11 protein-coding genes are annotated in these 15,443 nt (G+C 72.9%); 9 read left to right on the plus strand and 2 right to left on the minus strand.

The genetic code is table 11. The features are described from left to right. Positions 1-106 precede the first annotated feature (106 nt). Positions 107-2,854 carry a penicillin acylase family protein gene (locus ACZ7KX_RS02180; RefSeq protein WP_470324830.1) on the minus strand — a complete coding sequence of 916 codons (2,748 nt, stop codon included), beginning with the start codon at positions 2,852-2,854 and terminating at the stop codon, positions 107-109. Positions 2,855-3,179: 325 nt separating this feature from the next. On the opposite strand from ACZ7KX_RS02180, the gene ACZ7KX_RS02185 reads away from it, so the two are divergent. The 8 genes from ACZ7KX_RS02185 to ACZ7KX_RS02220 all read left to right on the plus strand — a co-directional run bounded on the left by ACZ7KX_RS02185 (position 3,180) and on the right by ACZ7KX_RS02220 (position 13,074). Continuing rightward, positions 3,180-4,139 (plus strand): GNAT family N-acetyltransferase, encoded by a 960-nt coding sequence (locus tag ACZ7KX_RS02185; protein ID WP_470324831.1) that lies wholly within the window; start codon positions 3,180-3,182, stop codon positions 4,137-4,139. A 534-nt stretch (positions 4,140-4,673) separates the two neighbouring features. Next, positions 4,674-5,507 carry a DUF6424 family protein gene (locus tag ACZ7KX_RS02190; protein WP_470324832.1) on the plus strand — a complete coding sequence of 278 codons (834 nt, stop codon included), beginning with the start codon at positions 4,674-4,676 and terminating at the stop codon, positions 5,505-5,507. 4 nt (positions 5,508-5,511) lie between these two features. Further along, positions 5,512-5,844, plus strand: coding sequence for a hypothetical protein (locus ACZ7KX_RS02195; protein ID WP_470324833.1), 333 nt, complete (start codon positions 5,512-5,514; stop codon positions 5,842-5,844). Between the two features lie 96 nt (positions 5,845-5,940). Then, positions 5,941-7,431, plus strand: coding sequence for a S8 family serine peptidase (locus ACZ7KX_RS02200; protein WP_470324834.1), 1,491 nt, complete (start codon positions 5,941-5,943; stop codon positions 7,429-7,431). 418 nt (positions 7,432-7,849) lie between these two features. Then, positions 7,850-9,985, plus strand: coding sequence for a SpoIIE family protein phosphatase (locus ACZ7KX_RS02205; RefSeq protein WP_470324835.1), 2,136 nt, complete (start codon positions 7,850-7,852; stop codon positions 9,983-9,985). A 215-nt stretch (positions 9,986-10,200) separates the two neighbouring features. Beyond that, positions 10,201-10,962, plus strand: coding sequence for a MerR family transcriptional regulator (locus ACZ7KX_RS02210; RefSeq protein WP_470324836.1), 762 nt, complete (start codon positions 10,201-10,203; stop codon positions 10,960-10,962). A gap of 230 nt (positions 10,963-11,192) precedes the next feature. After that, entirely contained in the window at positions 11,193-12,647 is a 1,455-nt protein-coding gene (locus ACZ7KX_RS02215; protein ID WP_470324837.1) for a SagB family peptide dehydrogenase, read from the plus strand. A 73-nt stretch (positions 12,648-12,720) separates the two neighbouring features. Next, complete coding sequence (locus tag ACZ7KX_RS02220) at positions 12,721-13,074, plus strand: hypothetical protein (RefSeq protein ID WP_470324838.1); 354 nt, start codon at positions 12,721-12,723, stop codon at positions 13,072-13,074. A gap of 83 nt (positions 13,075-13,157) precedes the next feature. Here the strand turns inward: ACZ7KX_RS02220 and ACZ7KX_RS02225 are convergent, their stop codons facing one another. Further along, a complete protein-coding gene (locus tag ACZ7KX_RS02225; RefSeq protein ID WP_470324839.1) occupies positions 13,158-14,078 on the minus strand; it encodes a JmjC domain-containing protein in 921 nt (306 codons plus the stop codon). Positions 14,079-14,325: 247 nt separating this feature from the next. Here ACZ7KX_RS02225 and ACZ7KX_RS02230 point away from each other — a divergent pair, with 247 nt between their 5' ends. After that, positions 14,326-15,411, plus strand: coding sequence for a phosphotransferase enzyme family protein (locus tag ACZ7KX_RS02230; RefSeq protein WP_470324840.1), 1,086 nt, complete (start codon positions 14,326-14,328; stop codon positions 15,409-15,411). Positions 15,412-15,443 lie beyond the last annotated feature (32 nt).

Raw genomic sequence — 15,443 nt, forward strand, 5'->3', positions numbered from 1 at the left:
CGATCCGGTCCGGCGGCTCCGGCCGCGGTCGGGGAAGGCGAGAGGTGCGTGGGTCCGGCGAACCGCCGGACCCACGCACCTCTTCGTTCGGGCCGTACTCAGGGGATCAGGGGACCAGCCTGAGCTCGTCCTTCCGGCCCGCCTCGACAGCGGCCGGCCCGAAGGCCCACGGCAGGGTCTCGCCCTTGAGCCAGCGGACGGTCTGGTCGGTGTAGGTGGCGGCCGTGGTGTGCCCCGACGCGCCCGTGAGGTTGATCCAGCGGGAGCGTTCCAGGTCCGCGAGGTCGACGACCATGCGCATCGACGGCACCCAGATCACCTGGAAGCCCTTCTGCGGGTCCCAGCTGTTGGCGTTCACGCTGTCCGGGCCGCCGCCCACCTCGTAGGCGTCACTGTTGAGCAGCCACTGCACGGGGGCGGGGCCCGCGGTGCCCAGGGTCTGGTTCTCCAGCGTCAGCGTGTGCAGCGCGCCCCAGCGCCACGACTTCGGGTCACCGCCCAGCCGGTCCTTCAGCGTGGCGGCAGCCCGTTCCATCGCCTGGCGCAGCATGGCGTCGCGGCCGTGGACCGACGGGTCGGCGGCGCTGGTCCACCACGTGTCGTCGGGCCGGTCCAGCAGGCCGCGCACGATGTCCCACCAGCGGCCGCCGGCATCCGGATACGCGTAGGTCTTCAGACCCGCGCGGGAGAGCCGGTCGGTGAAGGCGCTCTGCTGCAGTTCGCGCCACACGGCGTTGAAGTACGCGGCGGGCGCCGAGTCCGCCGGCTGCTGGAAGTCCCAGCCGCGCAAGAGGTCCTGGGCCGCCTTGGCCTGCGGGCCGACCTCGGTCCGCAGCAGGTAGGGCACGAGCGTGGCCGCGTTGCCGCTGTAGCTGTCCTGGGTGATCCGCTCCATGGCGGCCTCGTCGAGCTTGCCGCCCTTCTCGATCAGGTCGGCGATGCGCTGGCTCCGGTAGCCGGTGCCCCAGTCCTTGCTGATCAGGTGGGGGTAGTCGGGGCCGGTGACCGCGTTGTTGGCGGTGACGACGTACCCCTCCGGCGGGTTGAAGGCGGTGGGCAGTTCGTCGAAGGGCACGTAGCCCGTCCAGTCGTAGTCGCCGGTCCAGCCCGGCACCGGGTAGGTGCCGTCGCCCGCCTTGCGGACCGGGATCCGGCCGGGCGTCTGGTAGCCGATGTTCCCGGCCCGGTCGGCGTAGACCATGTTCTGCACGGGTGAGGCGAAGGCTTCGGCGGCAGCCCGGAAGGACGCCCAGTCGGAGGCCTCGTCCAGGGCGAACAGCGCGTTCATGGTGGGGGCGGGGTCGAGGGCGGTCCAGCGCATGGCCACGGCGTAGCCGTCACCGTGCTCGGGGACGTCCGGCTCCTTGCCGTCCGTGGACACCTGCTGGGCGGACGGCAGGGTGTCCGAGATCAGCGGCCCGTGGATCGTCGACCGCACCGCCAAGGAGACGGTCCTGCCGCCGGCGACCTTGATCTCCTCCTGGCGCGTTGTCAGCGGAACTCGGCGTCCCTGATACTCGTAGGAGTCGCCCTTCACCCGCTCGACGAACACGTCCGAGTCGGCTGCGCCCAGGTCGGTGAAGCCCCAGGCGATGTCGGCGTTGTGGCCGATCACCACGCCCGGCATGCCGGCGAAGGTGAAGCCGGTGACGTCGAAGGGGCAGTCGGTGCTCGGCTTGGTGCAGTGCAGTCCGACCTGGTACCAGATGCCGGGGAGCGACGGGGCCAGATGCGGGTCGTTCTCCAGCATCGGCTTTCCGGTGGTGGTCCGACTGCCCGCGACCACCCACGAGTTGGAGCCGATGCCGGTGCCGGTCTGGCCCAGCACGGCGGTCAGCGAGGCGCGCACGGATGCGGTGCCGGCCAGCGCGGGGGCGGCTTCGGCCGGCAGGGCGGGCGCCGCGGGTGCGGCGGGCATGGGCGCGGTGGGCGCGGTGGCGGGTGCCTGTTGCGCGCCCGCGGAGTCGTGGACGATCGGCGCCCATCGGCCGTAGTCGTAGCCCGGGAAGAGCTCGGCGACCGCGTCCGGCGGAAGCTTGGCGGCGAGCATCGCGTGCTGGAACTGGTCGATCATGCTGGTGTTCAGGTTCCAGGCCATGGCCTTGAGCCAGGAGACCGAATCGGCCGGCGTCCACGGGTCGGGCTTGTAGTCATCGGCGACGAAGCCGAGGACGGCGTACTCGACCGAGAGGTCGGCGCCGCTGTGCCCGGAGAGGTAGGCGTTGACACCGTCGGAGAACGCCTGCAAGTACTCGCGGCTCTGCGGGGACAGCATCGTCACCTCCTGTTCGGCGACGTGGTACCACCCCATGGTCCGGGCGGTCTTGTCCGTCTTCACCTCGTCGGGGCCGAACATCTCGGCCAGCCGGCCCGCGGTGATGTGCCGTTGGGTGTCCATCTGCCAGAAACGGTCCTGCGCCTGTGCGTAGCCCTCGGCGGCGAACAGGTCGTGTGCGGTGCCGGCGTAGATCTGGGGAATGCCCGCGGCGTCACGCACGATCCGGACGTCACCGGACAGCCCGGGGACCTTGGCCTGCCCGGACAACTGGGGGAGGGACGCGCGGACCGCCCAGTACGCGTATCCGGCGGCGCCGCCGGATACGACCAGGACGAGTGCCAGCAGCACCACGGCGGTCCGCAGGAGGCGCCGCCGAAGGCGTCCTGGCCGGCGGGTGCCGGTCTTCGCGTTCCCGGCGGCCCCGGCGGTCCCGTACCCGGCGGACTCCGGCGCTTCCGCACCGTCCTCCGTCGTGTCGCGCTCCGTCGTGTCGGGCTCCGCCGCACCGGTCGCGACGGCGGCGGTCGGGGGCTCCGGGTGCTCCGGCGGTGGGACCGAATCGGTCGCAGGGTCCATCCTGGTCTCGCTCTCTTGGCACGGCCACCCGGTTCGCGGTGGCGGGACGGGACATGGCCGGCCGCGACGCGCAGCAGTGTGTGGCTGCGCGTCGCACGAGGTGAAGGCTGTGGCGGGCCGGTCCCCCTCCGGCTGTTGATGATCAGCCTAGGGCCCGGCCCCACCACGTGATCAAGAGGTTCGGCGTGTGATTCGATCCGGGACGCCGCCCCCGTTCCGGAAGCGGAAGGGCGACGTACACTCATGCCGGTGCTCCCACGGGCGTCGGAGTCGCCGACCGCTCCGGACCGGGCTGCGCCTCCAGCTTCACCGCCCCGGAGGCACCGTGATCTTCCGCCCCACCGTCGGTACCGACCTCGGCCGCATTCTCCCGCTCCTCGGCACCGACCCGGTCGGCGGCCTGACGGCCGACACCTACCGGGCCCGGCTGGCCGACGGCGAGTACCGGCCCGACTGGACGTGGATCGTCGACGACCCATCCGGTGCCGCTCCGCTCGCGCTCGCCGTCTGGTGGGGTGACCCGGGCGCCGACCGGCCCTCCGCGCTGGACGGCGTGTTCGCCCACCACTCGGTGCGGTCGAGCGCCGACCGCACCACCCTGGCCGCCGAGTTGCTCGCCGCCGCACACGCGGCGTACGCCGACGCCGGAGTGAGCGTCGCCCCCGAGTACCACCTCCTTCTCCCGGGCGACTGGCACGACCGGCCCGACACGGTGGCGGCCGTGGCCTGGCGGCAGGCGGCGGCGCGGCGCGCCGGGCTCCCCGAGAGTCGCGAGCGACTGCGCTACGAGTGGACGCCGCAGGCGGGACGCCCGGAGCCGTCGGGGCGGCTGTCCTTCCGTGCCGAGCCCGACGACGAGGTCTTCGTCGACCTGTTCCGCCGGGTCCTGACCGGCACCCTCGACACCGCGTCGCGCAGGGAGGCCAACCGGATCGGCGCCGACGCGCAGGCACGCGACGACGTCGCGTTCTACCGCGAGACGATGCTCGGGGAGCGCTCCTGGTGGCGGACCGCCCGGCGGTCGGACGGAGAGGTGGTCGGCTTCGGCATCCCCTCGCGCAACCACGCGTCCCCCGTGGTCGGCTACCTCGGGGTGCTGCCCGAACACCGGGGCCGCGGATACGCGGACGACATCCTGTCCGAGATCACCCGGATACTGGCGTCCGAGATCGACCCGGAGCAGGTCCGCGCCGACACCGACCTGACGAACACACCGATGACCACCGCCTTCGAGCGCCTCGGCTACCGCAACACCGCCCGTCGTCTGGTGCTGTCCGCCCACTGATCCGCGGACCGGCGGGCCTCTCTGCAGCGGTCCCGCCCCGACCTGCCGCCGACCCGTCCGCGGCTACCGGCGGAGACCCTCCTCCGGGTGTACGTGAGGCCGTGCGGCCCGCTGGTGCACCGGCCGGTCGCGGGGTCGAGGAGGGCGGTGAAGCGGTGGCGCAGGGCGGGGCGGTCGGGTGGTGTGGGCCAGGTGCTGGGGCGCGGGACGCCGTGGCGGTCCGACACCCGGGTCACCGGGATGAAGAGGGTGTTGAGGAGGAAGTCCTGCTGCTGCCTCCGGCGCTCGCCGCTGTCGCTGCCCAGCGCCGGCCGGGGTAGGCAGGGGAAGCTGACAACGTACACGGGAACGGGGTCGCGGGGCTGATGCCCCCGAGATCGTGGCTGAACACCCGCCGCAGTGCCCGGCCGTTGCCGGTACGTGCCCGCACGGTCTTGACCCGTCACGGCGCAGCGCGCAGTCTGGAGATACAACGTAAATGTGGCAGGTAAATGTTGCCCCGACGTGTACAGGCTCAGCTCATGGGAGGTTTCCATGACTGCCGAAGCGAACAGCGATCCGACCAAGGCCCACACCGAGTCCGAGGACCTCGGCTGGACGATCAACATCCCCGGTCACCCGCCGCGTGCCGATTCTGCGGAGTACCGGGTCGCGCGGGCCGCGATGCACCGGCTGACCGACACGCTCGACAGGCCCTTCTACGGGGCCGAGCCGGTGGAGGACCACCACGGCGGCGGTCTGTGGCTCAAGGACTCCGACGGCTGGTACCTGGTCCGCAACCTGGTCGGGATCGAGTGGTCCGCGCAGTTCTGTGCCGACCCCGCGAAGGTCGACCTGCTGCGGCAGAACGCGAAGCGGCTGTACGCGCTCTGTCCGGGGGCGGTCGAGGAGCTCGGCATCAGGGAGCTGCTCGACACCCCGATCACGGATGCCGCCGGGGTGCAGCGGTGGACCGACTCGATCTGCAACGCCAGCGTGCCGCTCCCCCACGAGGTGCACTCCGCGGCGCTGCCGCAGGGCGGCGGCGTGCACCACTACCCGAGCCCGGTGACCGAGATCGTCTTCTTCAAACGGGACGACTTCGAGTTGTGGGTCGTCGACGCGGCCGGACAGGCCGTCGCGGTGGCCCCGGTGGCGAAGCGCGGTTCCGGTGACGGGCGGGTGCAAGTGCTCTTCGCGGCGCAGGAGTCCGCGCTGCACCCCGAGCTGGAGCGGGCGCGCGCCAACGGGGACGTGCTGTTGCTGGGGGCGGACCATCCGATGGCCCTGACGGCCTTCGCGCAGCAGTACGGCCGGCCGGACCCGAGCGCGGCGGCGCCGGGTGTGGCGGTCCCGGGTACGGCGGCGCCGCCCCGGGCGGCCGCCTAGAGCCATGGACACGGCACACGGCCGCGGACCGGGCGCCGGACCGGGCGCCGTCGAGGCCGTGGTCGAACTGCGGGCCGGCGGCGGGACGCGGCTCGACGCCCTGCGGGACTGGTGCGCCGGGCGCGGGATCTCGGTCCTGCCGATGGCGGCCGGTGCGCTGGTCACCGGCCCGGCGGCGCGGTTCCGGGAGGCGTTCGGGCACGGTCAGGTCGACCCCTCGGGTGCGGAGGCGCTGCCCGTCCCGGACGGACTCCGGAAGGCCGTGCGGTCCGTCACCGTGCTGCCGGTGCCCGAACCCCATTCCCCCGACGACCGACGACTGGCGACTGACGACTGACGACCGACGACTCACGACCGACGACTCATGACCGACGACTCATGACCGACGACGGTTCTCCCGGGTGCCGAGGCCCGGTTCATCCACTGAGGAGACATGATGCTTCCCAAGACAACGCAGAACGGGCAACTTCCTCCCGACCTGGTGTTCGGCTACGTGTCGGCGCGGTCGGAGGGCGGGACGCCGATGACCGAGGCGGTCGACCTGACCTCGGCCGCACCCTTCCGGGCCAGTGAGTCCATCCGCGCCCGGGCCAGGGAACGGGCGGAGGAAGCCGGGCTCACGGTCACCGCCGAGAGCCGGCTGGGCTTCACGGTCTACGGATCGCCGGCGGCCTACGAGCAGTTGACCGGCGGCCGGGTCACCTCGTACGAGGCCCTCCAGCACGTGTCGATCGGGCGCCGCCGCTACGTGACGCACCTCGACCTGGAGGGTCCGGGCCAGCCGGAGGCCCGGGGCGTGGGGGCCGCGCCGGACGCCGACGACATCGAGGCCGTCGTGCTCGAACAGCCGCGTTCCTGCTACCGGTTGTCGCCGAGCCCGCAGCCACCGAACGTGACCAAGTTCCACCTGCGGCTCCCCGGCGACGTGGCCATGCTGCTCGGCGCCACCGCTGCGCACGGACAGGGCGCGGTGGGCGCGGGCGTGGACGTCGCCATGGTCGACACCGGGCACTACCGGCACCCCTTCTTCACCCTCCAGGGCTACGACGTCGATCCCGTCGTCACCGTGGTGCCGGGGACCAGCCCCGCCAAGGACCCGATCGGACACGGGACGGGCGAGTCGGCCAACATCTTCGCCGTGGCCCCCGGTGCCAAGTTGAAGTTCTTCCGGGCCAGCGACGCCAGTGGCAACCTGACCAGCGCCGTGGCCGGCTTCCTCAAGGCGAAGGCCGCCCACCCGAAGGTGCTCACCAACTCGTGGGGCGGCGACCTCGACTTCCCGCCGTTGTCCGCGCAGCCGCCCGCGGCGTCCCGGGTCTGGATCCTGGAGATCAAGGACGCGGTGGAGAAGGGCATCGTGGTGGTGTTCTCGGCCGGCAACGGCCACTTCTCGGTCGAGCCGCAGGTCCCCGGGGTCATCGCGGCCGGCGGCGTGTTCGTCGACCGCGGTCTCGGCCTCCAGGCGTCCGACTACGCGAGCGGGTACGCCAGCCCCTGGTTCCCCGGTGAGGTCGTCCCCACGGTCTGCGGGCTGGTGGGGATGCTGCCGCGGGCCCAGTACCTGATGCTCCCCGTGCAGCCGGGCTGCGAGCTCGACGTCGAGCAGAGCCAGGCGAGCGACGGGCAGATGCCGGACACCCCCGACGGCACGACCTTCGACGACGCCTGGGCGCTCTTCTCGGGCACCTCGGCGGCCGCCCCGCAGATCGCCGGCGCCGCCGCCGTCCTGCTCGGCCAGAATGGCCGGCCGAACATGACGGTCGAGCAGGTGACGGAGGCGCTCGTGAAGACCGCCACCGACGTGACCGCCGGCCACAACCACCCCCGGTTCAACAATCCGGCCGGGCCGGGCCCGGACAAGGCCACCGGGCCGGGACTCGCCAACGTGGGCGCGGCCCTGGCGTTCGCGAAGGCCAACTTCTGAGAAGGCCGACTCCTGAGAAGGGCAGCTTCCGAGAAGGACGGCTTCCGAGAAGGACGGCTTCTGCCCTGACGTGCACGAGTGGTTCCGGAGCACCAAGAGGCCCGCGCGGCTCCCGGCGCGGGCCTCGGCCCTTCGGACCCGCCCCGCTCCGGCCCCCGCCCCTGCCCCTGCCCCTGCCCCCGCCCCGCGTCGGCTGCGGTCGCATGGGCCGGTCCCACCGCTCACCTGCGTCGATGCCGAGCCGTCGCCCCCTGGATAGACTGACCAGGCGTTCCAGGAACGGACCCGGCGCCGGCGACGGAGCACCCGATGTGCCCCGTGGTCGTGCGTGCGCCACCCTCCGTGACCGCAGTGGCAGGGGGCGAGCCGGTCGCGGACGATCCGGCAGCGGGGCCATCGATCGGACGGGAGCCCTGCCATGGCGAACACGTCCAGGTCTCCGGGCGGCGACCACCCCGAGGCCACCCGTCCCGTGTCCGCCCGCGCCCCGTCGTCGCCCCCGGCCCCCCGGGACGACACCGAGCCGACCGCGGCCAACGACCGGCTGGCGCTCAACGGCATGGGCAGCTTCGACTGGGACCTCGACAAGGGCACCTACCACCTCGACGACGTCGGCCTGGACGTGTTCGACCTGCGGGCCGACGAGTTCGACGGAGAGCCCGCGTCACTCTCCGCGAGGGTCCTGCCGACGGACAGCGAGCGGCTCGACGAGGCCGTGTCGCTCGCGCTGCAGGAGGGCCACCTGACCTTCGCGTCCTACTTCCGCCTGGTCTGCCGCGACGGGACCCTGCGCTGGGCCCACACCCAGGGGCGCATCCTGCGCGACGCACATGCGCGTCCGTACCGCATCGTCGGCATCGTCCGCAACGCCGAGGAGGAGCTGGCCCACGCCGAGGGGATGCGGACGCTCGCCGCCGACCGGCGCCGCCAGACCGACTCCGTGCGCGCCACCACCGACGCCCTCGCCCGCGCCGTCACCGTCCACGACGTGACCAACGTGCTGACCGACAGCGAAGGCCTGCGGCGATTCGGGGCGGACGGGCTGGCCCTCGGGCTGGTGGACGGGGACGTCATGCGCGTCGTCGCCGCGACCGAGCAGCCGTCGGCGGAACTCAGGGCCCGGGACGACCTGTCGCTCACCCACCTGGGGGACGGCCTGCCCCTGTCCGAGGCCGTGCTCACCCGACGCGCACGGTTCCTCGGCACCAGGGAGGAGCTCACCACCCGCTACCCCCGCCTGCTGCCCTACGCCGAGGAGATGGGGATCGAGGCGGCGGCCTTCCTGCCGCTGGCCGCCCAGGCCCGCTCCATCGGCGCGCTCGGCCTCTTCTACCGGGACAGGCACCAGTTCAGCACCGAGGACCGCAACATCTGCATCGCGCTCAGCAGCGCGGTCGCGCAGTCCCTGCAACGCGCCATGCTCTTCGACCAGGAGCGCGAGTTCGCGACCACGCTCCAGACCACCATGCTGCCGCGCCGCATCCCCGAGATCAACGGCGGCGAGGTGGCCGTCCGCTACCGGGCCGGCCGCAGCGGACGCGAGGTGGGCGGGGACTGGTACGACGTCATCCCCCTGCCGGGCCGGCGGGTGGGCCTGGTGGTCGGCGACGTGGAGGGGCACGACAGCCACGCGGCCGCCATCATGGGTCAGTTGAGGATCGCCCTGCGGGCCTACGCCACGGAGGGGCACACCCCGGCGACGGTCATGGCCCGCGCGTCCAGGTTCCTCGCCGATCTCGACACCGAACGGTCCGCGACCTGCATCTACGTCGACGCCGACCTGGAGACCGGAACACTGCGCCTGGTGCGGGCCGGCCACCTCGAACCACTCGTGCGGCACAGCGCCGGCCCTACCGGCCGGCCCGCCGTCCGGGGCGGCCTGCCGCTGGGCGTGGCCACGGTGTTCGGCCAGGACGGCTACCCGGAGACCCGCCTCGACCTCAACCCCGCGGACACCCTGCTGCTGTGCACCGACGGACTGGTCGAACACCCCGGCCGGGACATCACGGACGGTATCGAAGCCCTCGCCGACGCCCTGCGCGACGGTCCGTGGGACACCGAGGCGCTCGCCGACCACCTCTGCGGCGGCCATCCGAGCCGCCTCGGCAGCAGCGACGACGTGGCACTCCTGCTGCTGCACCGCGCAGCCGTACCCGGCGCCCACGCCACCCGGCAGATGACCCAGCACGTCCACCAGGCCGACCCGGAAGGGCTGGCGGAGACCCGGGCCATGCTCCGCCAGGCCCTGGCCGCGTGGGGTGCGACCGACCTGCTGTCCGACGTCGAACTCACCGCGGACGAACTGATCACCAACGCCCTGGTCCACACCGACGGCGGCGCACTGCTCACCATCGAACTGCGGGCCGGGACCGCTCCCTGCATCCGGCTGGAGATCCGGGACCGCTCCAGCGTCCTGCCGCGCCGCCGCGCCCCCGGCGAGACCGCCACCTCCGGCCGCGGCCTGCTGCTGGTGGACGCCCTCACCGGGAGCTGGGGCGTGGAGCCGCTCGGCAGCGGCAAGAACGTCTGGTGCGAGTTCCCGCTGGCGGCTTGACCCTCCGACAGCAACAGCCGTCCAGGTCGAGACCGGCTCCGACCCGACGAAGCCCTACCGGCGCTGCCGGTGTTCGCGTACCTCCACGGGGTCGCTGCCGTGCCCGGGCGGGTGAACCCGGGGGCGTTGCGGGCCGTCAAACACACTACCGGGGCGTGATCTTCGCGGATCTCGACGCAGCCCCGTCGCGCCATGGAACCACCGAGGAGACATAGATGGAACCGACTCCGCCGCAGGGCGTGCCCCGATCGGATCGTCCGGACGCGTCCTACACGGTCGAGGAGGTCTCCCGGCTGCTCGGTATGTCGCCGCGCAACATCCGGGCCCACCAGTCCCGCAAGCTGCTCCCGCCGCCGGTCCGCCGGGGGCGGGTCGGGTACTACGACGAGACCCACGTCCGTCGGCTGCGGCACATCGTCCACCTGCAGCGCCAGGGCTTCAACCTGGTGTCCATCGCGGCCTTCCTCGGGGTGGGGGACCGCGACGACGAGGAGGCCCGGCTGGCTTCCGCGGTCAACCGCGCCGTGCGCGACCAGCCTGCGGTGTTCTACTCCCTGAACCGGCACGGCATGCTCGGATGGGAGGCCGACGGCACCGTGACCGTTGCACGGCCGGCGGTGCACCGGGCGACGATGGAGCTCGTCCGGACGGGCGTCCCGCCGAAGGCCGCCCTGCGGTGCCTGGCCCGCTCGCTGGACCGGATCGCCAGCGCCGCCGACGAGTTGGTCGCCTCGTCGAGTGCGGAACTCCTTGTCCGCGCCGCCGAGGAGCAGGGCGGGTCGGCACCCGTGGCGGCGCCGGGACCGGCAGGCGGGCCGCACACCGCGCGACTGACCGAGGGACTGGTGGAGCTGCTGGTCAGCACGTTCCGGGCCGCCGCGGAGGACCGGGGCCGGGAACTCGTCACCGAGTTGCTCATGGAGGCCGGTGGTTCGGACAGTTGGGTCGAGGAGCACCTGGTGGTCGAGAACGGGTGAACGCGGCCTCGGCCGGGGCACAGCGTCCGGTCGGCGGCAGGGTTTCGTGCAATCGTGAGCCGATGACGGGCCGAATCCTGTTCTTCTCCGTGAACGGTCGAATCGCAGGCACGCCGTCAGGGTGTCTCGTCACCCGCGGAGTTGCGGTGTGACGGCCGCGAGGCCTCGATCACCACAAGCCCTGCCGACGTGCCGTACGGCCGTCCCAGTACCGGAAGCACGAAGAGCCAGTGAACCGAACAAGTCCCCTGCCGGGCACGGTGAAGACCGAGAGCTACCGACTCCGCGGCGACGCTCGGCTGACCGAGGAGGCGGGCGGCTCGCTCGTCCTCGAACAGTCCCGCTACCGGCTGCGCCTGCCCGGGCTGGAGGCAGGGCGCCGCGCGGTGCTGCTGCGGATGGTGGAGAACTGGCTGAGTGACCTCCAGGTCGCTCAACTCGTCGCCGGGTTGGAGGGAGACTCGCGGCTGCTGCCGACCCAGTTGCTGGTGCGCCGACTGCTGCTGCACTCCTGGCTGGAACGCCGGGTCTCCACCGGAGCCGGAGTCCTGCTGGACGTCGTGCCCCGCCGCATCGGCGCCCAGAGCGTACCCCCGCAGCGCCGCCACCGACCCGGAGCGGTCTACCGGATGTCCAGGTTCGCGGTTCTGCGTGCCGAGCGGGGCCGGATGGTGGCGTACTCTCCGCTCAGCACCGTCGGGATCAGCTGCTCCCGGTTCCGGCTGGCCGCCGTCCTGGCCCGCGCCTGTGCGGAGGAGATCGGCCTCGGCGAGGTGGCAGGGGAGGCGGGGGTCGACGAGTCGGCAGCGGGGTTCATGCTGGACGAGTTGCTCTCCGCTCGCCTCCTGCTGACCCCCGAGGAAGCCGAGGCCGAGGCCGGTGCGGCACCGATGGCCTTCTGGTCGGCGGAGGAACTCTGGCTGCACGACCGCTCCCGCCCGGAGCGCCACGCGGCCCCGATCGGTGCCACCGACCGCTTCCGCGGTCTGCCGGCGGCGGACCTCGGGCGGACGGCCGCCGCTGAGGACCGCTCCTCGATCGCCCTGCCCGGGCCCCCGTACGAGACTCGCGAGTCCGGTTCGTTGTCGACGGTCATGGCGCGGCGCCGCAGCGTGCGAGGACACGATGACAGCCGGCCTGTGACCCTGGCCCAGCTCGGCGAGTTCCTCCACCGGGTGCAGCGCCTCGAACGCCGCGACCGCGACGGCGAGACGACCGGAGTCCGGCCCTATCCGGGCGCGGGCGGCCTCGGTGAGCTGGAGGTCTACCCGCTGGTCTCGCGGTGCGCGGGCCTGCCCGGCGGCCTCTACCACTACGACTCGGTGCACCACCGGCTCGCGCCGGTGGCCTCGCCCGGCCCGGAGACCGAACGGATGTTGTCCTTCGCCCGGGGGACGGCCACCATGCCGGGCCCGCCGCAGGTCCTGTTCGTGATCACGGCCCGGGTCGGACCGCTGATGCGCAAGTACGAGGGGATCCCGTACACGCTGGCGCTCAAGGACGCCGGAATCCTGACCGCCTGGATGTACCTGGTCGCCACCGACATGGGCCTCGCCCCCTGTGCCCTCGGTGCGGGGGACACGGCCTCCTTCTCCGCGCTGGCGGGCCTGGACGCGCTGGCCGAGCCGGCCGTCGCCGAGTTCGCCCTCGGCTCCTGCCTGCCCGACAGCCGGGAGTCGGCATGAGCTTCCGCGTACGAGAAGTCCCGACCCGGTAGAAGCACGCACACCATCGCACCCGAGAGCAGAGGACCGCGCCATGCACTCCACCGAACGCACCGCTTTCGCCTCCGGCTACAGCGCGGCGGTGGCCGCCGTCTGGTCCGATCCGGGCCAGGAACGGCTCCTTGCCCAGAACCCGCGAGTCCTGCTGGCCGAGCACGGAATTCGCGTGCCGGCGGGAACGACCGTGGTCGTCGACCGTGACCGGCCCGCGGCACCGGACGTACTGGACGCGCAGATCCGGTCCTGGGAGGAGGCGGCCGTCAGCGGGCGGCTCACGCTCTTCGTGCCCCGCCCCGACCGGTACGAGGAGCGGGACCTCTCGGAGGAAGAACTGGACGCGCTGGTGGCCGGCGTGGGCGTTCAGGGCTTTCCGGAGATGCCCTACTGATCAGACGGGGGACGGGGGACGGGCGGCGAGCGCCCGGGGACGGACCGTTGCGGACCCGGCCCCGGCGCTCACCGCCACGGGCCTCAGTCGCCCGGCGTCGCCGCCAGGTCCGCCAGGGTGCGGTGCGGTTCGGTCGAGGCGGCACCGACCTTCGGGGACGGGACGGTCTCCACGACGGCGCACAACTCCTCCGGGGTGAGTTCGGCCAGCCGCTTCCGGTAGTGGTCGAGCAACTCCGCTGCGGTCCGGCGCAGTTCTGCCGGGCCCACCGGTAGCGGAGGCAGGTCGAGACCTTCCTCGAAGCGGCGGGTGAGGGCTGTGCGCAGGTCGGCGGTGCCGGGCTGCCGGACGGTCAGTGACAGGTGGAAGGACAGGCCGTCGGTGTGACCGACGGCCGAGTGCGGTGCGCCGCGCGGGACGTAGAGGACCTCGCCCGCGTGCACCGTGGTCTCCAGCTGTGCGGGCCCGGGCGCCGGTTCGAAGCCGGTCCGCCAGTGCCCGTCCTCGGGGACCGGGTGGACCTGCCACCGTTTGCTGCCGTGCAGTTGGAGCACGAAGACGTCCGCGTCGTCCCGGTGGGAGCCGAACCCGTTCCGGCCGGGCGGGGTCACGAAGAGGAAGGCCTCGACCTCCCGGTTCAGCTCGGCACCGAGGCGGCCGGCGAGCGCCGCCACCCCGGAGTGCCAGTGCTCGACGTTGCGCATCAGCAAGGTGGCGCCGTCACCGACGTGACGCATCACCTTGGCGGCGTCGGCGTAGCCGCGGAAGCTGCGGTCGACCAGGTGGTGGGCGCTGGTGTACTCCCCCTGGTCCAGTGCCTTGCCCCGGCTGACGAGTTCGAGGTACGGGACGCGCAGCATGCCCGAGGCCAGGACGTCGTCGACGTCCGCCAGGGTGACCGGCGCGGCGAGCGGTGCGGGCGGGTGCAGCAGACGGGCCCGGCGGCGCCACACCGTCTCCAGGAACGCTGCGGGGTCGCCCACCAGGGAGCGGAGAATTTCCATTCGGGGGAGTGGCCTTCCGAAGCGGGACGAGCTCACGGGCGCCGAATCTAGGGTCCGCCGACGGGCGGCGCAAGAATTCCCCGACACTTGCGCGGGTAACGGCACGGGTCATTCCGGACCGTTCCACCGAATCGTGTCACGCCCCTTTTCCGGCTGCTTCGCCTTTTGGACCTCCGCCCGGCGGGCCCCGGAGAATGACGGCCCCGGAATCGTTCCGGCACCGACTCGACGAGTACTGGAGCAGGCGATGCCCCTGTCGCTTCCGGCCGTGCCCCTGCCGGCCGTCCCCCCGCCGGACGGCGGGCTCCCGGACGCGGTGCTGCGCCGGCTCGGCCTGCGCGGCGTCCGCGAGGTGCGGCCCGTCACGGTGGGCCTGACGAACCGCTGCTGGCAGGTCGAGACGGACCGGGACGGGCGCCTGTTCGTCAAGCAGTTCCTGGGCGCGGAGCCGGACCGGCTGAGGGACCAGCACCGGACGGTCCTGGCCCTCCGGGAGCGCGGCCTGGCGGTCGCCGCACCCCTGGTGACGCCGGAGGGGCACACCCTGACCGAGGCGGCGGGCGGCCTGTTCGCGCTCTACCCCTGGGTGGAGGGGCGGCATCTGCCAGGCTGGCGGATGAGCCGCGAGCAGGCGTCCCTCCTCGGCCGTCAACTGGCCCTCCTCCACCGGGAGCTGGCGCAGCTCCTGCCTCCGGGAAGCCCCGGACCCGCTGCCCCGACGGACCGGGAGGCGGCCCTGCGTGCCATAGACGTCTTCCTCCTCCGGGTCACCCGCAGGTCCGACTGTGACGCCTTCGACCGGTTCGTCCGCGCGCACCTGCCGTGCCGCCGGGCCCTGCTGGAGGCGGCCCGCCCGCTCCGGCCGTCTCCGGAGCCGGGGGGCTCGGGCTGGACGCACGGGGACTTCCACATGGCGAACGTGCTGTGGCACGGCGGCCGGATCGCCGCCGTCCTGGACTTCGACGCCCTCACCGTCCGGGTCTACGCCCAGGAGGTGGTGCGGTCGCTGATGCTGTTCTTCCCCTCCCGCGACCGCAGGGGGCTGGCCACCGCGCAGGCGGCGGCCTTCGTCGCCGGATACCTCGCCGTGTCACCGCTGTCCGAGCGGCAGCTGGCCGGGGCAGCGGAGCTCCTCTGGTGGGAGCGGGCCTGCGACCTGCGCCACCTGGAGCGGCACTACGGACGCGGGGACCGCACGCGGGACCACCTGTTCGTCATGGACGGACTGCTGCTCTCGTGGTGGTCCGGACACCCGGACCAGGTGGCGGCCGTGCTGGCCGGGGAGGTCTCCCCGGCACCGATCGATGCAATCCCCGGGGGAAGTCCGGCATGAATGCGTGCGGCCGGTCCGATTTCTTGTGGGCC

Source organism: Kitasatospora sp. NPDC038210, assembly GCF_055600605.1.